This window comes from Kosakonia sp. (assembly GCF_032104925.1).
Lineage (GTDB): Bacteria > Pseudomonadota > Gammaproteobacteria > Enterobacterales > Enterobacteriaceae > Kosakonia.
The window spans coordinates 482047-502533 of record NZ_DAMCGF010000001.1; the positions used below are offsets into that span (position 1 = coordinate 482047).

Sequence of the window (20487 nt, forward strand, 5' to 3'; positions counted from 1 at the left end):
TTTATGCTGGTTAATCTTTGCGACTACAAACAGAGCGTGACGCTGATTGCCAATAGCGGCGTGCAGTTTCTTGATTTTGGCCTGACACCGCAGGATTCCGCCAACAGCGGTCGATTTGTGCGTAAAACCGCCAACGGCCCGCTGCTGCGTCTGGATTTCGATCTGGTCAACGAGCGTTATACGCTGCCGAACCGCGACGGCGGTCAGCCGGAAGTGGTAAAACCCGAAAGCACACATTCGCTGCAATATTCGTTGTCGATCCTCGATGGTATCTGGCTGCCGATCCCGTTCCTGCGTTTCAACCCGCCCCGTACTTTCGTTGAAGGCCCGGATAACTGGGCGCGCGTGCAGATCCGCAAGCTCAGCGAACCGGACAGCGCCGGAAATACCCACCGCGTGGCGCTGGCGCTCGACAGCCAGATTAACGGCAACTCGCCTGCCGCACTGGCGCCGCAGGAAAACGATATTCTCAATGGTACGCGGTTCTCACTGGCCTGGCGTGACGACGAAGTGGCGGATTTCCTCGATCAAACCTGGGTCGATGGCTGGCTGCGCGAAGCGTTTTTGCAATTCATTACGCAACACGAAACCCGCAGTGAGCGCGAAATTAACCAGGCATTGCGCGGTTTTGAATACCAGGCGCACTGGCTGAATCTGATGAGCCTGCTCGGCATGCAATTGCAGGTGCCGGAAGTCAAAATCGTCACGCACACGCTGAGCACCCCGGCGATCCCGGTCGATCTGATTCTGGATGTTGGCAACACCCACACCTGCGGCGTGATCATTGAAGATCACGGCGATGCCAACGATGGGTTGCGCCAGACGGCGGAATTGCAGGTGCGTTCGCTCAGTGAGCCTCAGTTCCTCAATGAGCCGCTGTTTACCAGCCGTCTCGAGTTTTCTGAAGCGCGCTTCGGCAAACAGCACTTCTCGGTCGAGAGCGGTCGCGAAGACGCCTTTATTTGGCCTTCTATTGTCCGCGTGGGCGATGAAGCCCGCAAACTGGCAACGCAGCGCCTTGGTACTGAAGGCAATAGCGGTATCTCCAGCCCGCGCCGCTATCTGTGGGACGAAACACCGGTATTGCAGGACTGGCGCTTTAGCCAGATGAACAGCAAAACCCAGCGCGAACCGCTGGCGACCGCCTTCCCGTTAATGAACCTGATGAACGACGAAGGCCAGCCTCTGTATAGCTTGCCGCTGGATGAGCGTTTACCGGTCTTCTCCCCCCAGTACAGCCGCAGCACGCTGATGACTCACATGCTGTGTGAATTGCTGTCGCAGGCGCTCGGGCAGATCAACAGTGTCGCCACGCGTCTGCGTTTGGGTTTTCCGGCGTCACCGCGCCAGTTGCGCACCATTATTCTTACCCTGCCCTCGGCGATGCCGAAGCAGGAGCGTGAAATTTTCCGTCGCCGCATGTTTGAGGCCATCGCGCTGGTATGGAAAGCCATGGGCTGGCATCCGCAGGATGAAGACTTTGCTAACCGCAAACAGCAGGAAAAAAGCGTGGTGCCCGTGCCGCACATTCAGATGGAGTGGGACGAAGCCAGCTGTGGCCAACTGGTATGGCTGTATAACGAAGCGATTTCCCGTTTTGCCGGGCAAACTGAAACGTTTTTCGCCTCGCTTGCCCGTCCGGATCGCGAAGAAGCTCCTGGCGCGGTAAAAGGCCGTTCGCTGCGCGTGGCCTCCGTCGATATCGGCGGCGGCACGACAGATATGGCGATCACCCATTATCAACTGGATGATGGCACCGGCAGTAACGTCAAAATCACCCCGCAACTGCTGTTCCGCGAAGGGTTTAAAGTCGCCGGGGATGACATTCTGCTGGATATCATTCAGCGCTGTGTGCTGCCGGCGCTGCAAACGCAGATGCAGAAAGCGGGCATTACCGATGCCGCGGCGATCATGGCGACGCTGTTTGGCGATTCCGGGCGTATTGATACTCAGGCCGTACTGCGCCAGCAGACGACGCTGCAACTGTTTATGCCGATTGGTCACGCCATTCTTGCCGCGTGGGAAGAGAGCGACATTAACGATCCGCTCGCCGGATTGCATGCAACCTTCGGCGAACTGCTCACGCAATTGCCGACGCGCAATGTCATGAACTACCTGAAGCAGGCGATCGATCATGCGCTGCCGTCCGGTTCAGCGGAATTCGATGTGCTGGCTGTCCCGCTGCAGGTCAATTTCCGCGAGTTGCAGGATGCGATGCTGGCCGGACAATTTACCCTGACCGCTCCGCTGCATGCGGTTTGCGAAGCCATCAGCCACTACTGCTGCGATGTGCTGCTGATCACCGGCCGTCCTGGCTGCTTACCCGGCGTGCAGGCGCTGATTCGCCACCTGCAACCCGTGCCGGTTAACCGCATGATCTGGCTTGATAAATACCGCGTACATGAGTGGTATCCGTTCAGCCAGCAGGGTAAGATCGGCAACCCGAAATCAACCGCCGCCGTTGGCGCGATGCTGTGCAGCCTGGCGCTCGATTTGCGTCTGCCGCGTTTTAACTTTAAAGCGGCGGACATCGGTGCCTATTCCACCGTGCGCTACCTCGGTGTGCTGGATAACGTCGTCAATACCTTGCGCGATGAGAATATCTGGTATCACGATATCGACCTTGATAAACCCGGCGCGAAACTGGACGCGCGTTTACACTTCCCGCTGCGCGGCAATGTTACGCTCGGTTTCCGCCAGCTCGCGAACGCCCGCTGGCCGGCTACGCCGCTCTACACGCTGAGTATCAACTCGCAGGAACTGGCGAAAACCATCGCGGGCGACGGCGTGCTGAATGTCCGTTTGCAGTTCAGCGGCGGCAATAAACAGCACGGGCCGGAATCGTTCACCTTGAGTGAGGCCTGGCTCCAGGACGGTACGCCGGTCGCCGCAGACGCGTTAACTTTTAAACTGAATACGCTGGCCGATCGCCGCCATAGCGGCAGCCATTACTGGATCGACAGCGGGAGTGTGTATCTGAAATGAGTGCGAGCGTAAAAACCACCCAGGCACTGGCGACATGGATCAACGAAAACCGCCAGCACGCACCTTTACTGGATGATGATGCCGACGCGCTGCTGTCGCGTCTGACGACTGCCGCCGCCGAGGAAAGCGCGCTGCGTGAAGCGGTTGACGCGCCCTGCACCGTTGGGTTGTATGGTCATTCACAAGCGGCCAAAGCGCATCTGCTGACAGCCCTGTGCGGCAGCGGTAACGGGCGGCTTAATGTACGTCCCGGCGAAAAAACACTGGATTACTTCACCCATATCAATCCCGGCCATGCCCTGACCAGCATGGCGCTGCGCTTTAGCCAGCATCTCGCGCCGATGGATGAGGGTTTCCCGCTGTGCCTGCGCATTATCAGCGAAGCCGAGCTGGTGCAGATCTTTATCGCTCATGCCGTTCAGCAGCCGGAATTGCGCGCCGTTGATAAATCGGTGATCGAAGACCGCGTCGCGAAATGGCGCTCACTGCGCCAGCCGAATGCGGTGCCGGGGATCACGGCGGAAGATATCGGCGCGATTGCCCGCTTCTGGCGCGCGGCAGTGCCTTCGTCGCAGCAACAGATGGATGATGCGCTGTGGTATCAGTTTGCCTGCCTGTTGCCATCCCTCGATCTCAGCGCCCGTGCCAGCGCCTGGTCGCTGTTATGGGGCGAGCAGCAGGAACTCACGCAGCAGTGGTTGTCGCTGGCGCACACCCTTCACCAGACCGGGAACGCGCAGGAACTGGCGGCGCCGCTCAGTATTCTGGTGGATACCTTTGCCCTGCCAACGGATGGTTTCTTAACGCCATCGGAACCCGGTAGCGATGAGATCCATGACGAAGTGGTGGTTCACCCGTGGTCAAACGAGCAGTTGCACAATGCGGTCAGTATTCCGCTGGCCACCCTTGCGCTGATTACGCGCGAACTGGTGTTGCCGGTGGAAAACGCGGTGTTAACGGCCGTGGATATTCTCGATATTCCGACACCGGGCCCACAGGATGGCCAGCCGTTGTGGCGTAGCAAATGCCGCTGGTTGCTGGAAAGTTACCGCCAGCGCCTGCAACCGGATGTGTTGATGATTTGCAATGCGACGCTGGAGCGCTCAGCAACCGCAGCCACTGCGCGCGCATTATTAAACTGGGTCAAGGAGACACAATCCGGTCAGGAAACGGCGCTGCCGGGGCTGGTCTGGGCGATTACGCCGCAGGATGCGCGCTTTACGCTGGCACAGAATCTGGACGAAGCCGTACAACAGCTCATCGGTAAACCGGGTCAGCACTGGGGAACGTTGCAGGCGCTGGATGCCAGCAGTCTGCAGCGTCTGCTGGAGTGGCTGGTGCAGGCGACAGCGCCTGGCCTGCGTCAGCAGCGTCTGAAAGCGCTGACTGAGCGCCATCAGCGCGCCCTTCGCGATCTGCTGCAACCCTGGCTTGCCACCGCCGCGAAAGACGCGGCGGCGCAACGCGCGAGCGCGGAGTCCGTGGTGCGGGAACTGCAAGGCCAGGCTTCACGCCATGGTGAGTTGCTGGAAGGTTTACAGCCGGATATGCAGCAGTTCGATACGCTGTGGAAAGTTCAGCAGCCGCGCGAAGAGAAAGTCAGCGGCTTGTTTAATGAATCTATCGATCTGTTTGCTGAATCCGCAGAAAGCAGCGAACCGCAGGCGGTGTCGAAAGATATCGGTCAGCAGGCGCATGCCTTGTGGGTCAACCATGTGCGCCAGTGGAGCCGCAACGATGATAATGCCGCGCGTCTGGGGCTCAGCCCTGCCACGCTGCGCCAGATGGCGGAGATTGTTATCGTCAGCAGCTACCGGCTGAATTTACCCGATCAGTTGCAAAAAATTATGCAGCGCGATACCGCATGTGCCGCGCAACTGTACGCCGCGATTGGTAACTTTGTCGCCTGGCTGGGTTATGCGGAGATCGCACAAGCGGATCGCCCGGAAAGCCGTGTCAACAAAGGCAGTACCATTTTTTCCAGCGGTACGGATGGCGCTACCCAGGCGCGGTTAACCCGTCTGAGCGAACAGCCGGTACACGCCGCCACCCGCTATGTTTATGACTGGCTGGTGGCGTTGTACCACCGGGCTATCGAAAACATTGGTTACAGCCATCCGCTGGATATCAGCCCGGCGGCGCGCAAAAAACTCAAATCCCTGCTTCCCTGAAAATCACCCGGCCATGCAAATGTGCCGGGTTTCTTTTTACTCGTGTTCCGCAATAAATGCCGCTAATGACTGTGCCAGTAAGGCGGGCTGTTCGTCAGACATTGAATGACCGGCTCGCGGAATAATGCGCAGCTCAATCCCTTGTTGCAGCACACTGTCGGCATCGTTATCAGGTAGTGACAGCTCGCCAAAAATCAGCGTTTTAGGGTGCGGAAACCGGGCAAATAACGACATCCACGACGGCTCAATACCATCAACCAGGCTTTTCGCGCCACGCCATACTGCCCAGGGCGCGCTGCTTTGCAGGCTTCCGGCCCAGGCAGTTTTTTCCTGCGCCAGCATCGCCGCGTAGCCGCAGGTGACAAAATCGGCCTCATCCTGGGCCGCGATAATGCGGCTAAACGCCCCGCCACCGGCGTGAAAATTAGGTTCAGATACCGCCAGCGCGTTGACACGCTGCGGGATACGCGAAGCGACTTCAATGGCGATACTGCCGCCCATGCTGTGGCCGTATAACCAGAATGCGTCGAGCCCAAGATGATCCAGCAGTTCAATCACCACTTGCGCCTGATCGCTGGTGCGATAAGAGAAGCTCGCCGGACGTTCACTGTAACCGTAGCCCGGCAAATCGATAAGAATGGCGCACCTGCCAGCAAACGCCGGATCGGCGACGATGCGCGGGTATTCGTACGAAGACGCGCAGCCCAGCCCATGAATAAAAACCACCGGATCGCCTTTGCCCGGTAACGCGTGCCAGCGCACCTGCGCCTGCGCGTGGAGCGAATAGAGACTGTTCATACCTGCCCTCTCTGCTGTAATACTGTTTTTATATACAGTATCACAGCATTATGGCAAGGACACGATTAAAAGAGAGAAAAAAGTAACGCGACGGGAAAACTGATGGGCCAGGTCGCACCGACTAACAAAGCGCTAAGCAGGCGGATTTTGCGGCTATCTTTGGCGAGAAACCAGGTTGCCACGGCGCATAACACCGCCATGACAACGTAGAAAATAAGCAGTTTGGTGTAGAGTTCCAACGTCTGTCTCCTGTCCTTAGGTAAAACATCCGCCTAACATGTTGCACTAATTTTCAAGGCGTTATCGCTTTCGCCGTCACGCTTTGCTGGCAAAATTTAGAATATGGAAAATAACAGCGCAACCGGGAAGCTCATGGGCCATGTCGACCCCACTAAAAACGCGCTCAGCAGGCGAATACGTTTACGATCGTGAGAAAGAAACCAGGTTATCAGCGCGCAAATCAGCGCCATGACAAAGTAGAAAACCAACATTTTTTGGTATAACGACATAACAAACATTAACCCAGAAATAACAAAACGAACGCAATATGCTCTTTTTATTGATATATATCAAGTCGAATAAGGATTACCACGAAAGGTGTAGCGGCGAGCTTTGATTTAACAGGCTGATAGTTCGAAAGAAGCAGTAAGCACTGTCTCGGCCTTCGACCTGCCAATACGCTTCACGCCGCTGTGCCACAACCGTGTAATTTGCTGAACAGAATGCTGATTTTGTCAGTGACAAAACGTTTCGGGGCAAAGCGCGCTGGCAATCGCTTGCGACATGTCGGTATGAAGAAAAAGAGAAGCATGGTAAATCTTGCCTGTATTAAGGCGGTAGGCACTGCCGAGTTGTCCCGGACGAAACAACCCAGCGCTCATTACAAGATTCTGCAAGGCTGCCGAGCCAGCGATCTGGCGACGCCAGTGAAGGATATTGCAGACCCTGCTCTGCCGCGGATAAGCGCTGAACAGCATAGCGTGTCACCAGCGTTCGGGTCTGCTCAAATAAAAAGTTTCGTGACGCCTGCTTAATCCCTGAATTTCCCCGGCATCATTCTTTTTAACGTGTTATCCCGCCAGATATAGTGATGCATCAGGGCTGCCGCGGCATGTATACCAATGATGAAATAACCGATGTTAGCCAGTAATTCGTGAATTTCCTTCAGGCTGTGTTGTAAAAAGGTATTTTTAACGCCCGCTACGGGCATTGTAATAAACAAGAAAACCCAATCTTTCTGCCCAAAATAGAGCGAAACTACACCAAGAAGAGGAAGTACGATAAAAAGCGCATATAAAATAAAATGAACAACAGTGGCGCTGAGTTTCTGCCATTGTGGTAATGGTGGGACAACCGGTGGCTCCGGCGTAACAAACCGGAATATCATTCTGACCAGCATCAGAATAAATATAGAAACGCCACACGTATAATGAGTAATAGCCATCCAGTAACGCCCTGCAGACTCTTTAGGGAAAATACCCTTAAATTCCATCGCTGCGTACGTTATCGCAATCAGTAATAAAACCAGCCAGTGTAACGCTATCTGACTACCCGAATATTTTTTCATTTCTTATCTTTCCTGAGAATTAAACGATCTTCTAAGCCAGTACATGGCCAGCGAGTGTGCCTGCGCCCATTGATACAGCCATTGCCATGGCACTCCAGAAAGTGATTCTGAGTATCGCTTTCAATGGTGATGCTTTGCCCACAATCGATGAGATATAGCCAAGGAGAGTGAGTGAAAAGAGTGTGGAAAGGATGACGAAGGGAAAAACCAGTGTTGCGGGCGCCAGCCATGCAACAATCAACGGCAACACCGCGCCCGCAGAAAAACTCAGCGCCGAGAAAATGGCCGCTTGCAGAGGTTGTGCCGAATTGGTTTCCGTCAGTCCCAGCTCCTCACGGGCATGTGCGTCCAGCGCATCCTTTGCCATAAGCTGCTGTGCAACCTGATGAGCAAGAAGAGGCTCCAGACCCCGCTGAATGTACAACGAAGTCAGCTCCAGCACTTCGCCCTCATAGTCGTCAACCAGCTCCCTTTTCTCCTGAGCGAGAGCTGCGTTTTCTGTATCTGTCTGGGAGGAAACGGAGACATATTCTCCGGTTGCCATCGACATTGCGCCCGCGACAAGCCCGGCAATCCCTGCCAACAAAATACCTGATGATGGAGTGCCCGCCGAGGCAATACCGAGCACGAGACTCGCTGTAGACACGATACCGTCATTTGCCCCCAGCACTGCCGCCCTTAACCATCCCACTGTTCCGATACTGTGTCGTTCCAGATGCATTGTGCGGTTTTCCTGTTAATCAATAATTAATAATTCATACATTACTGATATTAAAAAGCTGCGTTAGCCGGTAATTTATTCTCTCAGCCTTAACACCACATTAAGATCACCTGAGTATAATCCCAAATCTGTTTTTTATTTCGCGTGGCAGCCGTATGCGTAATGATAATGGGTGTCAGTAACGTTCAGCCCGTACACAAAAACATCTGCCAGCGCTGGCATTAATTTTATTTCACCGCTTATGCGGATGCTTAGTGGCATATTATCAGTAACGCAGGGAGTGATTGTTGATGGTATTCATTCTCTTTCTGATTTAGCCACTGATTTTTTTCGTGTCGCCTGACAATAAAAAAGGATAAAACATCTGATCGCTTTCACCATTATGGGCAAAGCAGTATTTGCAAGATGCTTCAATGCGTTCGGGAACGATGTTAATGCAAATAAATGGCGGTATCTGGCAACGCTTGCTGAGCTGCACATTGCCACTTTATGGCTGACGATGAGGGCAGTAATAATAAAACAAGGTTAATCCGCGTTGCCCTGTGTCTCCTGTTTGAAAATGCATGGTATCGCATCAGCGTGGTAGACGAAGGGCAATGAAACGATATATCCAGTAATTTAACTTAAGGATTAACTGATGTGTTATTGCGGCCGCTAATAATGTCGGGAAGTTTGGCGAGCCGCGATCATCTCTGATATTGTCTACCGGCAAGGCAGACATCAGATGAAACAAGGTAAGGTTATGCAGAAATATGACGACCTGTGGCAAGCCATAGAAGTTCGGGTGCGTGAAAACAATGACATAACGCACGTCGATATGACCACTGATACCGCCCGGGGTAATGCGGCCCGGCAGCGCATCGCGCAGATATTCGTCCTTGAAGTGTTGCTCTCTCGCCACCGGGAAAAGTACGCCAGCAGCTTCGTTCCGCTTGCCGGTGAAGAGGCGCTTTATCATTTAATATTTAAACGCACCGGCTGGAAACCCTTTGAAGTAAAACAACTCTCGTTTATTGATGCCATGTTCGTGCTGGCAGAATTATTCCGCGATGAAACGCTGCCGGCGGAAGTGCGCGCCGTTCTGCGTTCGCAGGGTGTAAAAGATGAGCCCTTCTCGACCTATGATTTTTCAGAGAAAGATTGGGCACCGCGTGAAAATGAAGTATTCCTGAAAAGGTAAGCCTGCAAATTAATTGCATTGTTAAATAAATAAGGGCTCTGATGAGCCCTTATTTTTTAATTCAGCATGGAGGGTGCCGTTTCATTACCCGCGAGACTTTCAACGCGGGCAAAATAAAACTCTTCACCTTCGCAATAGTAGGTTTCGATAGGCATGCTGGCACTTGCCGCCCCGCCATCAAGCCCCGCTATCGCCCATTGTACCGAGGTTTCGCCATCTTCAACGGTCAAAAATTCAGACGCGCCCCCTGGTACGAGCACGACTACGATTTTACTCATTACTCTTTTTTCCTTGCCTGATTTTTTTAAAAGCCAGACATTCTTGCCCACAGTAATGACTGCCATTTTTCGCGCTGATGACATTCATGTGACAACCAATCGGGGCAATGTCTGTGTGCGGTTTTATTTAAATGTTTTTATTTCGCCACTCCGCTGATGGCTGGCTATTATTAAACCAGTTTTTCATTAATAACAACACACTTAATTTACTATGCGATTTACCTCATGTTTCCTAAGGAAATAAACGCGATAAACGCCGTCCGTGGCGTTTATTTGTGGATTAATGTTTGATCATCACATGGCGAACTACGGTGTAATCTTCCAGGCCGTAGAGCGACATATCTTTGCCATAACCTGAGAGTTTCTGCCCGCCGTGCGGCATTTCACTCACCAGCATAAAATGCGTATTTACCCAGGTGCAGCCATATTGCAGACGCGCACTCAGGCGATGCGCGCGACCCACATCCCTGGTCCACACCGATGACGCCAGGCCATATTGCGAATCGTTGGCCCAGCGCAGCACCTGCTCCTCATCATCAAACACCGTGACGCTCACCACCGGGCCAAACACTTCCCGCTGTACAATAGCGTCCTCCTGTTTTGCGCCTGCCAGCAGCGTTGGCGGGTAATAATAGCCTGCGCCTTCATGCCTTTGACCACCGGTCACCACACGAATATGGCTGAGCGCTTTGGCTTCATCGACTGCCTTGCTAACTCGCGCCAGATGCGCTGCGGAACTGAGCGGCCCAAGCTCTGTCGATTCATCGTCCGGCGCGCCCATTTTCAGGCTGGCGACCGCCGCACCCAGTTTTTCCACCAGTGCGTCGTAAATACCTTTTTGCGCGTAGATACGGCACGCGGCAGTGCAATCCTGCCCGGCATTGTAAAAACCGAAGGTACGAACGCCTTCCACCACCGCATCGAGATCCGCGTCGTCAAAGACGATCACCGGCGCTTTGCCGCCGAGTTCCATATGGGTGCGCTTAATCGACGAGGCAGTATGACCAATAATGTGTTCACCAGTGGCAATCGAGCCCGTCAGGGAAACCATGCGCACTTTTTCATGGCCGGTCAGCGGAGCGCCCACGGTGCTGCCGCGCCCGAACAACACATTCAGTACACCCGCCGGGAAGATATCTTTCGCCAGTTCCGCCAGTTTTAACGCGGTGAGAGGCGTAATTTCCGACGGTTTGATCACCACGCAGTTACCCGCCGCCAGCGCCGGGCCGAGCTTCCAGGCCGCCATCATCAGTGGGTAGTTCCAAGGCGCAATCGAGGCGACCACACCCAGCGGATCGCGGCGGATCATCGACGTGTGCCCTTCCAGGTATTCACCTGCCGCCAGCCCATTCAGGCAACGCGCTGCGCCAGCGAAGAAGCGGAACACATCCACTACCGCCGGAATTTCGTCATTCAGGACACAGTGCAGAGGCTTACCGCAATTGAGGGATTCCAGCCGGGCGAAAGTTTCCGCATTATCCTCAATCACCTGCGCCAGTTGCAGCAGGCATTCGGCGCGCACCTTAGGCGTCGTTTGCCCCCAGCTGGCAAACGCGCGATCGGCAGCCTGCACGGCGGCGTCGACTTGCGCGGCAGACGCTTCGGCGATCTCCAGCAACACGTCACCGGTAGCCGGGTTATAAACGGGCTGCTTCTCACCTTCGCCGTTAACCAGTACTCCATTGATAAGCAGTTGATGTTGCATAGTTCAGTCCTTTTAGCATGGTCAGTTATTTGCCGGTTCCGGCAATCGTGTCGGTATCACGGGTCAGCCACCAGGCCCCCAGAATCGGAATCATCGTCACCAGCATTACCAGCAACGCCACAACGTTGGTGACGGGCACATCGCGCGGCCGCCCCAACTGGTTGAGCAACCACAGCGGCAGCGTACGCTCGTGACCTGCGGTAAACGTGGTGACAATGATTTCGTCAAATGACAACGCAAACGCCAGCATGCCACCCGCCAGGAGCGCCGAACCCAGATTGGGTAACACCACATAACGGAAGGTTTGCCAGCCGTTCGCGCCCAAATCCATTGATGCTTCGACCAGGCTCCAGGAGGTTCGCCGAAACCTGGCTATCACGTTGTTAAACACCACCACGACGCAGAACGTGGCATGCCCCACGACGATGGTGAAAAAGCCCGGCTCCAGATTGACCGCTTTAAACGCGGTCAACAGCGCAAGCCCGGTGATAATTCCCGGTAAAGCAATCGGTAACAGCAGCAGCAAGGAAATGGCGTTTTTACCGAAAAATTCGCTGCGCCATAAGGCCATTGCAGCAAGTGTGCCAAGAACCAGGGCAATTGCCGTCGCCAGCGCCGCGATTTGCAGTGACAGTGTCACCGCATCGAGAATATCTCCCCTCGCCGCCGCCACGCTAAACCAGCGCAGCGTGAAGCCCTGCGGCGGGAAGCTGAACGCGGCATCCTCAGTATTGAAAGCATAGATGGCGATGATCAAAAGCGGAAAGTGCAGAAAGATGACGCCGCCCCAGGTGGCGACTTTGAGCAAAAACGGTGCGCGTTCAGAGTGCATCAAACGCTCCCAGGCGTTTCACAAACGCCAGATAAAGGGCTATCAACACCATCGGTACAAGGGTAAACGCGGCGGCCATCGGCATATTACCAATCGCCCCTTGCTGCGAATAAACCATACTGCCGATGAAATAGCCCGGCGGGCCAACTAACTGCGGCACGATAAAATCCCCCAGCGTCAGCGAAAAGGTAAATATCGAACCGGCCGCCACGCCCGGTACCGCCAGCGGTAACACCACATAACGGAAGGTCTGACGCGGATGGGCGCCTAAATCGGCTGAAGCTTGCAGCAGCGACGGGGGTAAGCGTTCGAGCGCCGCCTGAACCGGCAAAATCATAAACGGCAGCCAGATATAGACGAACACCAGAAAACGGCCCAATCCTGAAGTGGAGAGCGTATTGCCGCCCACGGCGGGTAGTGTCAAAAACGCAGCAAGTAGCGGCTCCAGCCCAAGATGGCTTAAAAACCACTGCGCCACGCCATCTTTCGCCAGCAGCAACGTCCAGGCGTAGGCTTTAACGATGTAGCTCGCCCACATCGGCAACATCACTGCGATATAAAAGAAGGCTTTCCATTTGCCCTGCGCATAACGCGCCATATACCACGCCATCGGAAAGGCGAGAATGGCGCTCGCTACCGTCACACATAGTGCCATCAGCAGGGTACGAAGAATGATGTCGTAATTGGCCGGATTAAACAGCGCCAGCAGATTGGCGAACGTTAAATCCGGCGTGACCGACATGGTGAAGTCATCGAAGGTGTAAAACCCCTGCCATAACAACGTGAGCAGTGAACCTAAATAGACAATGCCAAACCACATCAGCGGGCCGAGCAGCAGCAAAAGCAGCCCGTACACCGGTTTGCGCCAGAAGATGGCGCTAAGATTGAGGCGGCGCGGCGAATGTTGCGCAATACTCATCACCCTTTCACCCCGCTCCATGTAACGGCACCATCGCCTCGCGCGACCAGGAAACCCGCACCGATTGGCCCGGTGCCAGCGTTTCCGGCAGTAACGCATCGGAGAGGTTCGCCTGGCTGACTAACAGTTTTTCTCCGTGCGGCAGCGCCAGTTCAAAGCGGGTGGCTGCGCCCTGATATTGCACTGCCTGCACCACCGCGCTGGCCTCGATCTCCCCTGGCGTATTCAAGCGAATATGTTCCGGTCGCAGCGAGTAAACCCCGTTCATGCCGCAGAGTTTTTCCGAAAGCTTCGCATCAAACACATTTGAGGTGCCGACAAACCCGGCGACAAACGGCGTGCGCGGGCGCAGGTAAAGCTCGCGTGGTGTATCGATTTGCTCGATACGGCCATTATTGAACACCGCCACGCGGTTGGACATCGACAAGGCTTCGCCCTGATCGTGGGTGACAAAAATAAAGGTAATGCCGAGATCCTGTTGCAGCTTTTTCAGCTCCAGTTGCATCTGTTCACGCAGCTTCAGATCCAGCGCGCCCAGGGGTTCATCGAGCAATAACACTCTGGGTTCATTTACCAGCGCGCGGGCGATGGCGACGCGTTGCCGCTGGCCACCGGATAGCTGCGAGGGTTTACGCGCATGCACAAAACCGAGCGCCACTTTTTCCAGCGCGTCACGGGCGCGGGCATGGCGCTGTTTTTTGTCCATGCCTTTCACCATCAGCCCGTAGGCGACGTTATCGAGAACAGACATGTGCGGAAACAGCGCGTAATCCTGAAAGACGGTATTCACGTCCCGCTCCCAGGGCGGCAGCTCGCTGGCTTCGCGGCCAAAAATACGAATGGCACCGCCGCTAAGCTGTTCAAACCCGGCAATCAGCCGCAGGCAGGTGGTTTTGCCGGAGCCGGATGGCCCCAGCATGGAGAAAAACTCCCCGTCGTTGACGGCGAACGTTACGCCGTCAACCGCCCGGACATCACCATAGACTCTGGCGACATCCAGGAATTCTACCGCATAGGTCATAGCGCGCTCCTGGCAGGTTAACGGCCGCCCATTATGGCGATGTAATCCTGCGTCCAGCGGCTGTAAGGCACATATTTGCCGCCTTGCGCTACCGGCGTTTTCCAGAAGGCGATTTTGTCAAAGAAGCTGTAACCGTTGGTTTCGCAGCCCTTTTCACCCAGCAAGGTGCTGGCTTTGCACCCTTCCGGTACCACCGGCAGTGAACCAAACCACGCCGCCACATCGCCCTGCACTTTTGGCGTCAGCGACCAGTTCATCCACTTATAGGCGCAGTTCGGGTGTTTCGCGTCGGCATGCAGCATGGTGGTATCCGCCCAGCCGGTTACCCCTTCTTTGGGAAAGACAGTGGCAATCGGCTGATTTTCACCTTTCAGGGCATTCGCCTGATAAGGCCACGCGCTGGAAGCCACCACGCCTTCATTCTTGAAGTCGCTCATCTGTACCGTGGTGTCATGCCAGTAACGGTGAATGAGCAAATGCTGATCGCGCAGGGTTTTCAGCACCGCCTGATACTGCGCTTCGGTAAGCTGGTACGGATCGTCAATACTGAGTTGCGGTTGCGTGGCTTTCAGGAACAGCGCGGCATCGGCGATATAAATCGGGCCATCGTAGGCCTGCACGCGCCCTTTATTACTTTTGCCATCCGGCAGATTTTGCTGCACAAAGACCACCGACCAGCTATCCGGCGGCGTCGGGAACGTTTTGGTGTTATACATCAGCAGGTTGGGCCCCCACTGATACGGTGTGCCGTAGGTTTTTCCACCGACGTTAAACCATTCGCCTTTGACCAGCTTCGGATCAAGCGTTTTCCAGTTGGGAATAAGCGCGGTGTTTATTGGCTGGACGCGTTTCCCCATGATCAGGCGTAAAGAGGCATCGCCGGAGGCGGTCACCAGGTCGTAGCCGCCTTTCGCCATCAGGCTCACCATCTCATCGGACGTGGCGGCGGTTTTCACATTCACTGCGCAACCGGTCTCTTTTTCAAAGGCGGTCACCCAGTCATATTGCTTATCGGTCTGACCGCGCTCGATATAGCCAGGCCAGGCGATAATATCCAGCCGACCTTCTCCCTTTCCCACTTCGGTTGGTTCGGCGGCGTGTGCGGTCATGACGGTCAGACCCAGTGCACACAGGCTGCTGCGGGCAAATTTCTTGCTCATTATTTTCTACTCCTGTCGCAATGAAAAAAGTGCGGCAGCCTTGCCGTAAATATATCTCCCTTAATAAAAATAGACGGCGCGCTGACGGCATGAATGTGGCCCGTCGGAAATTTCGCAAGGATGTGACAGATGACGCATTGCGTTAACAATGAAAATGCTACTGCGCGCTCTTTTAGAGTATAGACAAGGGGTTAGCGAACGTCCGTTAATCTGTGTTGCTATTCACATTTCCTATGAATACCAGGTTCGGGAGCGCAGAAAATAATGACGGCGCACGTCATATTTTCGCCGCCGTTATTTTTAACGGGAGAATAAGTTATTCAGAAAATAAGAAAGACGGGTGCGGTTAATTCATCATCTGGCGAATTAATTCACCCAATTGCATTGCCGCCCGCTCCTCTTTATCGCCCCAGACCCAGGCGCAATTAAAGCGGAAAAACGAACGCCAGTTGTCGGATGTCGAAAACATTTTCCCTGGCGCAATGCTGATATGGTGCGCCAGCGCCTGCTGGCTCAGTTCACCGGCATCCAGCCCGGTGGGCAACTCCAGCCATAAGAAATAGCCGCTCTCATTACGATAGATTTTCACTTCCGGCGGCAGATGCCGCAGCAACGCCTGCCAGGCCAGATGTTTGCGCTCGGCAAGCTGTCGACGCAGGCGGCGCAAATGAGCGTCGTAGTGGTGCGTCGATAAATAATCGACCAGCGCCAGTTGCAGCGGGGAACTGGTGGATAAAGTGCTCATCAATTGCAATTGCTGAATGCGCCTGGCGTGGCGTCCGGCCGCGACCCAGCCGACGCGAAACCCGGCGACCAGACATTTTGAAAAGGAGGAACAGTGCAACGTCATGTCTTGCGTGTCCCAGGCTTTGGCCGGTAATGGCTGTTCACGCCCGTAGTAAAGCTCGCTGTAAACATCGTCTTCAATCAGCGTGACGTTATGTTGTGCCAGCAGCGCGACCAGTTGCGCCTTTTTCGCAGCACTTAAGGTAAACCCGAGCGGGTTCTGCGCATTGGTCATCAGCCAGCAGGCTTTGACCGGATAGTCGCTTAACGCCTGCGCCAGCGCCTCAAGATCGATGCCCTCTTTTACATCAGTCGGTACCGACAGCGCTTTTAACTTCAGCCGTTCCAGCGCCTGCAACGCGCCGTAGAAACAGGGGCTTTCAATAATTACCCAGTCCCCCGGTTCTGTCACCGCCTGCAGGCTGAGGTTCAGCGCTTCCAGCGCGCCTGCGGTGATAACAATCTCATCCGGCGAAATGTTCATCCCCTGGCGGGCATAGCGTTTGGCAATGGCGTGGCGCAACTGGCTGTTTCCCGGCGGCAGGTTTTCTATCACGCTCATGGCGGTGGCGCTTTTGCTCACCTTTGCCAGCGACCGGTTGAGCTGCGGCATCGGGAACAGTTTGGGGTCGGGAAAGGCGGAACCAAACGGCAGCACCGAAGCATCGCAGCTGGCCTGTAACACGTCAAAAATATAGGTATTGATGTCCACCGCTTCGTCACGCGTGATCCTGGCCGCCGGCGCACGCGGCAAGCCAGGCGCTGGCGCGACAAAATAGCCGGACTGTGGCCTGGCAATCACCCGTCCCTGGCTTTCCAGCAACTGATACGCATGACCGACGGTCATAAAACTCAGCCCGCTGCTGACGACCTGCTCGCGCAGCGACGGCAGCTTCTCTCCGGGTCGCCAGACCCCAAGCTCAATTTGTTCTGCGATTTGCTGCGCCAGGCGCTGGTATTTTTTCATGATTTTTCACGTGTTAACAAAACGACTACATCATGGCACGCGGTGCGCCATCTTGCTATATCAGTTTATACAAAACAGCCCATTATGCGCACTGTTATGGTTACAGGTTACCGCTTCGTCTGGACTAATCCGCAACCTGCCATACCCTTTACAGGGAACTGTTATACGAAAATTACCTGTATCTGTTTCTGCAAGTTCACGCTTGTGCTCATTAACATTGACGCCACAACATTGACATTGGGGTTGTGCATGTTCGGTTTAGACGCGTTTTACCTGGCGAGAATACAGTTCGCCTTCACCGTTTCTTTTCATATCATTTTTCCGGCAATTACCATCGGCCTTGCCAGCTATCTGGCGGTGCTTGAAGGTTTGTGGCTTAAAACCCGCAACCCGGACTGGCGCACGCTGTACCATTTCTGGTCGAAGATCTTCGCCGTTAACTTCGGTATGGGGGTGGTGTCCGGGCTGGTGATGGCGTATCAGTTCGGCACGAACTGGAGCGGTTTTTCCCAGTTCGCCGGTAGCATTACCGGGCCATTACTGACCTATGAAGTGCTGACCGCCTTCTTCCTTGAAGCAGGTTTTCTTGGCGTGATGCTGTTTGGCTGGAACAAAGTCGGCCCTGGCCTGCACTTTTTGGCCACCTGTATGGTCGCGCTGGGCACCATTATGTCCACCTTCTGGATCCTCGCGTCCAATAGCTGGATGCATACGCCGCAGGGCTTTATCGTTGAAAATGGGCAGGTGGTGCCGGTCGACTGGTTTAAGGTTATCTTTAATCCCTCCTTCCCGTACCGGCTGATGCACATGACCATTGCGGCATTCTTAAGCAGTGCGTTGTTTGTCGGCGCGTCTGCCGCCTGGCATCTGTTACGCGGCAATAATACGCCAGCTATCCGCAAGATGTTTTCTATGGCGATGTGGATGGCGCTGGTTGTGGCGCCGATTCAGGCGATGGTCGGCGATATGCACGGGCTGAATACGCTTGAACATCAACCGGCAAAAATTGCCGCCATCGAAGGCCACTGGGAGAACCCGCCCGGCGAAGCGACGCCGCTGCTGCTGTTTGGCCTGCCGGATATGGAGCAGGAGCGCACGCGTTATGCCGTGGCGATCCCGGCGCTCGGTAGCCTGATCCTGACGCACAGCCTCGACAAGCAAGTGCCGGCGCTGAAAGATTTCCCTAAAGATCAGCGCCCCTATTCCCCGATTGTTTTCTGGTCATTTCGCATTATGGTCGGGCTCGGCGTGCTGATGATTGGCCTGGGCGTCGCGGCGCTATGGCTGCGTTTTCGCGACCGGCTCTATCAGTCGCGACCGTTTTTACACTTCGCGCTATGGATGGGGCCTGCGGGGTTGATTGCCATTCTTGCCGGTTGGGTTACGACAGAAGTGGGTCGACAACCGTGGGTGGTATACGGCTTGTTGCGTACGGCCGATGCGGTTTCCGCCCATGGCGATCTGCAAATGAGCCTCAGTTTGCTGGCGTTTTTTGTTGTCTACTGTTCCGTTTTTGGCGTGGGTTACAGCTATATGGTGCGGCTGATCACCAAAGGGCCGCAGGAGCGTGATGAGCACGCCACGCAAGGTACTCCGGCGCGACCGCTGTCGGCGGCGGGCGAACATCTCCAGGCGGATGAGGATAAATAATGGGCATCGATCTTTCGTTAATCTGGTTTGTCATTATCGTCTTCGCCACCCTGATGTATATCGTGATGGACGGTTTTGACCTTGGTATCGGTATCCTGTTTCCCGTCACGCGTGACGCTCACGATCGCGACGTGATGGTCAACAGTGTCGCGCCGGTCTGGGATGGCAACGAGACCTGGCTGGTGCTCGGCGGCGCGGGGTTATTCGGCGCGTTTCCGCTGGCCTATGCGGTGATTGTCGATGCGCTGACCATTCCGCTGACCTTAATGCTGATCGGTCTTATCTTTCGCGGCGTGGCCTTTGAGTTTCGCTTCAAAGCCACACCCGCGCACCGGCCGTTCTGGGACAAAGCGTTTCTCTCCGGCTCGCTGCTTGCCACCTTTACCCAGGGGGTGGTGGTGGGCGCGGTGCTGAACGGTTTTCCGGTGACGGGCCGTACGTTTAGCGGCGGTGCGCTCGACTGGCTGACGCCGTTTAACCTGTTTTGCGGCGTCGGGCTGGTCATCACTTACGCCCTGCTCGGCGCGAGCTGGCTGGTGATGAAAAGCGAAGAGCCGTTGCAGGGGAAAATGCGCAAGGCCGCGAGAAAACTGTTGCTGGCGATGTTGGTGGTGATTGCCGTGATTAGCCTGTGGACGCCGCTGACGCATTCCGCAATTGCCGATCGCTGGTTCAGCTTGCCGAATCTCTATTTCTTCTCGCCGGTACCGCTGTTAGTTGTGGTACTGAGTGCCTGGCTGTGGCGCAGTCTCGGCAACCCGGACTCCCACACGCTGCCGTTTGTGCAGACACTGGGGCTGATTTTTCTCGGGTTTAGCGGGCTTGGCATCAGTATCTGGCCGCACATTATTCCGCCGGATATCACGTTGTGGCAGGCCGCGGCACCTCCGCAAAGCCAGGGCTTTATGCTGGTCGGCGCCCTGCTGATCATCCCGATTATTCTGGTTTATACCTTGTGGAGTTACTACGTGTTTCGCGGCAAGGTGCAACATGGCGCGGGGTACCATTGATGAAACAGTCGTTTTTTAACCGCCTGTTGTGGATGTTAATAATCTGGGGAGGCAGCGTGCTGGCACTGTTTGCGGTCAGTATGGTGTTCCGGCTTCTGATGTCGGCGGCGGGGTTTAAATCGCACTAAATGGCCATGGGCAACGCACGATCCCGGCTAGAAATTTCCGGGATCGTTCACTACGCTTTTTGTTGTCAAATTTACATTAGAGCTGCGATTTTTCATGCGTTTAGGGAGAAATAATGATTAACCTCGTTCAGACGCCTTACAATCTCCGGTCGGGTTACCCGATTGTTCGCCGTACGCTGGAAGACAAAAAGAAGTTGGTTAAACAAGATGGTTTTGGCCCGGAATCGTGCTGCGCCACCGTCGAATACACGCTGCGCGGTAATTCCCGCTACGCCTTTGGCAATAGCCAGATGCGTATTGAGATGCCACCGGATATTTACACCAATAACTGGGTAAAATTGCATGGCGAAATGGCGGCACTGATTGCGGCGATACGACGCATTGAGAACGCCGGCAACGGCGATGAACAGTTGCCGATCACCAGCGTGTATATCGAATTACGCCCCTGCGAAGCCAACTGCATGCAGGCGTTGCAAAATATCCTGCCTGATAACACCACCGTTTATTTCTCCTTTCTGCACCCCGATCAGGTTGATGAGTGGAAACAAAGCGCCCGCGCGCTTTGTGCGGCATAACACCGACCAGAGACGCTCGTGATTAGCGTCTCTG

At 55.0% G+C, this 20487-nt stretch carries 20 protein-coding genes; 7 read left to right on the plus strand and 13 right to left on the minus strand.

The window, feature by feature from the left end:
* Window positions 1-3: 3 nt before the first annotated feature.
* Together RT644_RS02275 and RT644_RS02280 are read left to right on the plus strand one after the other, a co-directional pair.
* Window positions 4-2985, plus strand: coding sequence for a virulence factor SrfB (locus RT644_RS02275; RefSeq protein ID WP_045508256.1), 2982 nt, complete (start codon window positions 4-6; stop codon window positions 2983-2985).
* The gene (locus RT644_RS02280; protein WP_313625397.1) at window positions 2982-5156 is read left to right on the plus strand and encodes a virulence factor SrfC family protein; all 2175 of its coding nucleotides are present in this window, start codon (window positions 2982-2984) and stop codon (window positions 5154-5156) included. The genes RT644_RS02275 and RT644_RS02280 overlap by 4 nt, the downstream gene beginning before the upstream one ends.
* Window positions 5157-5192: 36 nt before the next feature.
* Here RT644_RS02280 and RT644_RS02285 read toward each other — a convergent pair whose 3' ends face one another.
* The 6 genes from RT644_RS02285 to RT644_RS02310 all read right to left on the minus strand — a co-directional run bounded on the left by RT644_RS02285 (window position 5193) and on the right by RT644_RS02310 (window position 8242).
* On the minus strand, window positions 5193-5954 hold the full coding sequence (locus RT644_RS02285; RefSeq protein WP_313625399.1) for an alpha/beta fold hydrolase: 762 nt from the start codon (window positions 5952-5954) through the stop codon (window positions 5193-5195).
* Window positions 5955-6019: 65 nt separating this feature from the next.
* On the minus strand, window positions 6020-6193 hold the full coding sequence (locus RT644_RS02290) for a GhoT/OrtT family toxin (protein WP_017456865.1): 174 nt from the start codon (window positions 6191-6193) through the stop codon (window positions 6020-6022).
* Between the two features lie 96 nt (window positions 6194-6289).
* On the minus strand, window positions 6290-6463 hold the full coding sequence (locus RT644_RS02295; protein ID WP_071925283.1) for a GhoT/OrtT family toxin: 174 nt from the start codon (window positions 6461-6463) through the stop codon (window positions 6290-6292).
* Between the two features lie 225 nt (window positions 6464-6688).
* Window positions 6689-6931 (minus strand): hypothetical protein, encoded by a 243-nt coding sequence (locus tag RT644_RS02300; RefSeq protein ID WP_313625401.1) that lies wholly within the window; start codon window positions 6929-6931, stop codon window positions 6689-6691.
* 53 nt (window positions 6932-6984) lie between these two features.
* Window positions 6985-7521 (minus strand): cytochrome b561, encoded by a 537-nt coding sequence (gene cybB, locus RT644_RS02305; protein ID WP_313625403.1) that lies wholly within the window; start codon window positions 7519-7521, stop codon window positions 6985-6987.
* 31 nt (window positions 7522-7552) lie between these two features.
* A complete protein-coding gene (locus tag RT644_RS02310) occupies window positions 7553-8242 on the minus strand; it encodes a VIT family protein (RefSeq protein ID WP_016495992.1) in 690 nt (229 codons plus the stop codon).
* 724 nt (window positions 8243-8966) lie between these two features.
* Here RT644_RS02310 and RT644_RS02315 point away from each other — a divergent pair.
* Window positions 8967-9422 carry a hypothetical protein gene (locus tag RT644_RS02315; RefSeq protein WP_016495991.1) on the plus strand — a complete coding sequence of 152 codons (456 nt, stop codon included), beginning with the start codon at window positions 8967-8969 and terminating at the stop codon, window positions 9420-9422.
* A gap of 56 nt (window positions 9423-9478) precedes the next feature.
* Here the strand turns inward: RT644_RS02315 and RT644_RS02320 are convergent, their stop codons facing one another.
* The 7 genes from RT644_RS02320 to RT644_RS02350 all read right to left on the minus strand — a co-directional run bounded on the left by RT644_RS02320 (window position 9479) and on the right by RT644_RS02350 (window position 17090).
* Window positions 9479-9700 carry a hypothetical protein gene (locus RT644_RS02320; protein ID WP_016495990.1) on the minus strand — a complete coding sequence of 74 codons (222 nt, stop codon included), beginning with the start codon at window positions 9698-9700 and terminating at the stop codon, window positions 9479-9481.
* A gap of 280 nt (window positions 9701-9980) precedes the next feature.
* Window positions 9981-11405 (minus strand): aminobutyraldehyde dehydrogenase, encoded by a 1425-nt coding sequence (patD, locus tag RT644_RS02325; RefSeq protein WP_313625406.1) that lies wholly within the window; start codon window positions 11403-11405, stop codon window positions 9981-9983.
* A gap of 25 nt (window positions 11406-11430) precedes the next feature.
* Window positions 11431-12237 carry an ABC transporter permease gene (locus RT644_RS02330; protein ID WP_313625408.1) on the minus strand — a complete coding sequence of 269 codons (807 nt, stop codon included), beginning with the start codon at window positions 12235-12237 and terminating at the stop codon, window positions 11431-11433.
* Window positions 12227-13156 carry an ABC transporter permease gene (locus RT644_RS02335; RefSeq protein WP_313625410.1) on the minus strand — a complete coding sequence of 310 codons (930 nt, stop codon included), beginning with the start codon at window positions 13154-13156 and terminating at the stop codon, window positions 12227-12229. Before RT644_RS02335 ends, RT644_RS02330 begins: the two co-directional genes overlap by 11 nt.
* Before the next feature lie 7 nt (window positions 13157-13163).
* A complete protein-coding gene (locus tag RT644_RS02340) occupies window positions 13164-14177 on the minus strand; it encodes an ABC transporter ATP-binding protein (protein ID WP_313625412.1) in 1014 nt (337 codons plus the stop codon).
* Window positions 14178-14194: 17 nt separating this feature from the next.
* Window positions 14195-15337, minus strand: coding sequence for a putative ABC transporter substrate-binding protein YdcS (gene ydcS / locus RT644_RS02345; RefSeq protein WP_313625414.1), 1143 nt, complete (start codon window positions 15335-15337; stop codon window positions 14195-14197).
* Between the two features lie 346 nt (window positions 15338-15683).
* On the minus strand, window positions 15684-17090 hold the full coding sequence (locus tag RT644_RS02350) for a PLP-dependent aminotransferase family protein (RefSeq protein ID WP_313625416.1): 1407 nt from the start codon (window positions 17088-17090) through the stop codon (window positions 15684-15686).
* 249 nt (window positions 17091-17339) lie between these two features.
* Between RT644_RS02350 and RT644_RS02355 the strand changes: the two genes are divergently transcribed.
* The 4 genes from RT644_RS02355 (at window position 17340) to RT644_RS02370 (ending at window position 20453) form a co-directional block, all read left to right on the plus strand.
* Window positions 17340-18740: a cytochrome ubiquinol oxidase subunit I gene (locus RT644_RS02355; protein ID WP_097406682.1), complete on the plus strand. Its 1401-nt coding sequence runs from the start codon at window positions 17340-17342 to the stop codon at window positions 18738-18740.
* Window positions 18740-19750: a cytochrome d ubiquinol oxidase subunit II gene (gene cydB / locus RT644_RS02360; protein WP_097406681.1), complete on the plus strand. Its 1011-nt coding sequence runs from the start codon at window positions 18740-18742 to the stop codon at window positions 19748-19750. The genes RT644_RS02355 and cydB overlap by 1 nt, the downstream gene beginning before the upstream one ends.
* Window positions 19750-19878 carry a DUF2474 domain-containing protein gene (locus tag RT644_RS02365; protein ID WP_313625420.1) on the plus strand — a complete coding sequence of 43 codons (129 nt, stop codon included), beginning with the start codon at window positions 19750-19752 and terminating at the stop codon, window positions 19876-19878. The genes cydB and RT644_RS02365 overlap by 1 nt, the downstream gene beginning before the upstream one ends.
* A gap of 113 nt (window positions 19879-19991) precedes the next feature.
* The gene (locus RT644_RS02370) at window positions 19992-20453 is read left to right on the plus strand and encodes a hypothetical protein (RefSeq protein WP_269231037.1); all 462 of its coding nucleotides are present in this window, start codon (window positions 19992-19994) and stop codon (window positions 20451-20453) included.
* The last annotated feature ends 34 nt before the right edge of the window (window positions 20454-20487 follow it).

Bases quoted from the DNA above. Each gene is read 5' to 3' on its own strand.
- RT644_RS02275 (WP_045508256.1), top strand. From the start codon at position 4: ATGCTGGTTAATCTTTGCGACTACAAACAGAGCGTGACGCTGATTGCC.
- RT644_RS02280 (WP_313625397.1), top strand. From the start codon at position 2,982: ATGAGTGCGAGCGTAAAAACCACCCAGGCACTGGCGACATGGATCAAC.
- RT644_RS02285 (WP_313625399.1), bottom strand. From the start codon at position 5,954: ATGAACAGTCTCTATTCGCTCCACGCGCAGGCGCAGGTGCGCTGGCAC.
- RT644_RS02295 (WP_071925283.1), bottom strand. From the start codon at position 6,463: ATGTCGTTATACCAAAAAATGTTGGTTTTCTACTTTGTCATGGCGCTG.
- RT644_RS02300 (WP_313625401.1), bottom strand. From the start codon at position 6,931: ATGCTGTTCAGCGCTTATCCGCGGCAGAGCAGGGTCTGCAATATCCTT.
- cybB (WP_313625403.1), bottom strand. From the start codon at position 7,521: ATGAAAAAATATTCGGGTAGTCAGATAGCGTTACACTGGCTGGTTTTA.
- RT644_RS02310 (WP_016495992.1), bottom strand. From the start codon at position 8,242: ATGCATCTGGAACGACACAGTATCGGAACAGTGGGATGGTTAAGGGCG.
- RT644_RS02315 (WP_016495991.1), top strand. From the start codon at position 8,967: ATGAAACAAGGTAAGGTTATGCAGAAATATGACGACCTGTGGCAAGCC.
- RT644_RS02320 (WP_016495990.1), bottom strand. From the start codon at position 9,700: ATGAGTAAAATCGTAGTCGTGCTCGTACCAGGGGGCGCGTCTGAATTT.
- patD (WP_313625406.1), bottom strand. From the start codon at position 11,405: ATGCAACATCAACTGCTTATCAATGGAGTACTGGTTAACGGCGAAGGT.
- RT644_RS02330 (WP_313625408.1), bottom strand. From the start codon at position 12,237: ATGCACTCTGAACGCGCACCGTTTTTGCTCAAAGTCGCCACCTGGGGC.
- RT644_RS02335 (WP_313625410.1), bottom strand. From the start codon at position 13,156: ATGAGTATTGCGCAACATTCGCCGCGCCGCCTCAATCTTAGCGCCATC.
- RT644_RS02340 (WP_313625412.1), bottom strand. From the start codon at position 14,177: ATGACCTATGCGGTAGAATTCCTGGATGTCGCCAGAGTCTATGGTGAT.
- ydcS (WP_313625414.1), bottom strand. From the start codon at position 15,337: ATGAGCAAGAAATTTGCCCGCAGCAGCCTGTGTGCACTGGGTCTGACC.
- RT644_RS02350 (WP_313625416.1), bottom strand. From the start codon at position 17,090: ATGAAAAAATACCAGCGCCTGGCGCAGCAAATCGCAGAACAAATTGAG.
- RT644_RS02355 (WP_097406682.1), top strand. From the start codon at position 17,340: ATGTTCGGTTTAGACGCGTTTTACCTGGCGAGAATACAGTTCGCCTTC.
- cydB (WP_097406681.1), top strand. From the start codon at position 18,740: ATGGGCATCGATCTTTCGTTAATCTGGTTTGTCATTATCGTCTTCGCC.
- RT644_RS02365 (WP_313625420.1), top strand. From the start codon at position 19,750: ATGAAACAGTCGTTTTTTAACCGCCTGTTGTGGATGTTAATAATCTGG.
- RT644_RS02370 (WP_269231037.1), top strand. From the start codon at position 19,992: ATGATTAACCTCGTTCAGACGCCTTACAATCTCCGGTCGGGTTACCCG.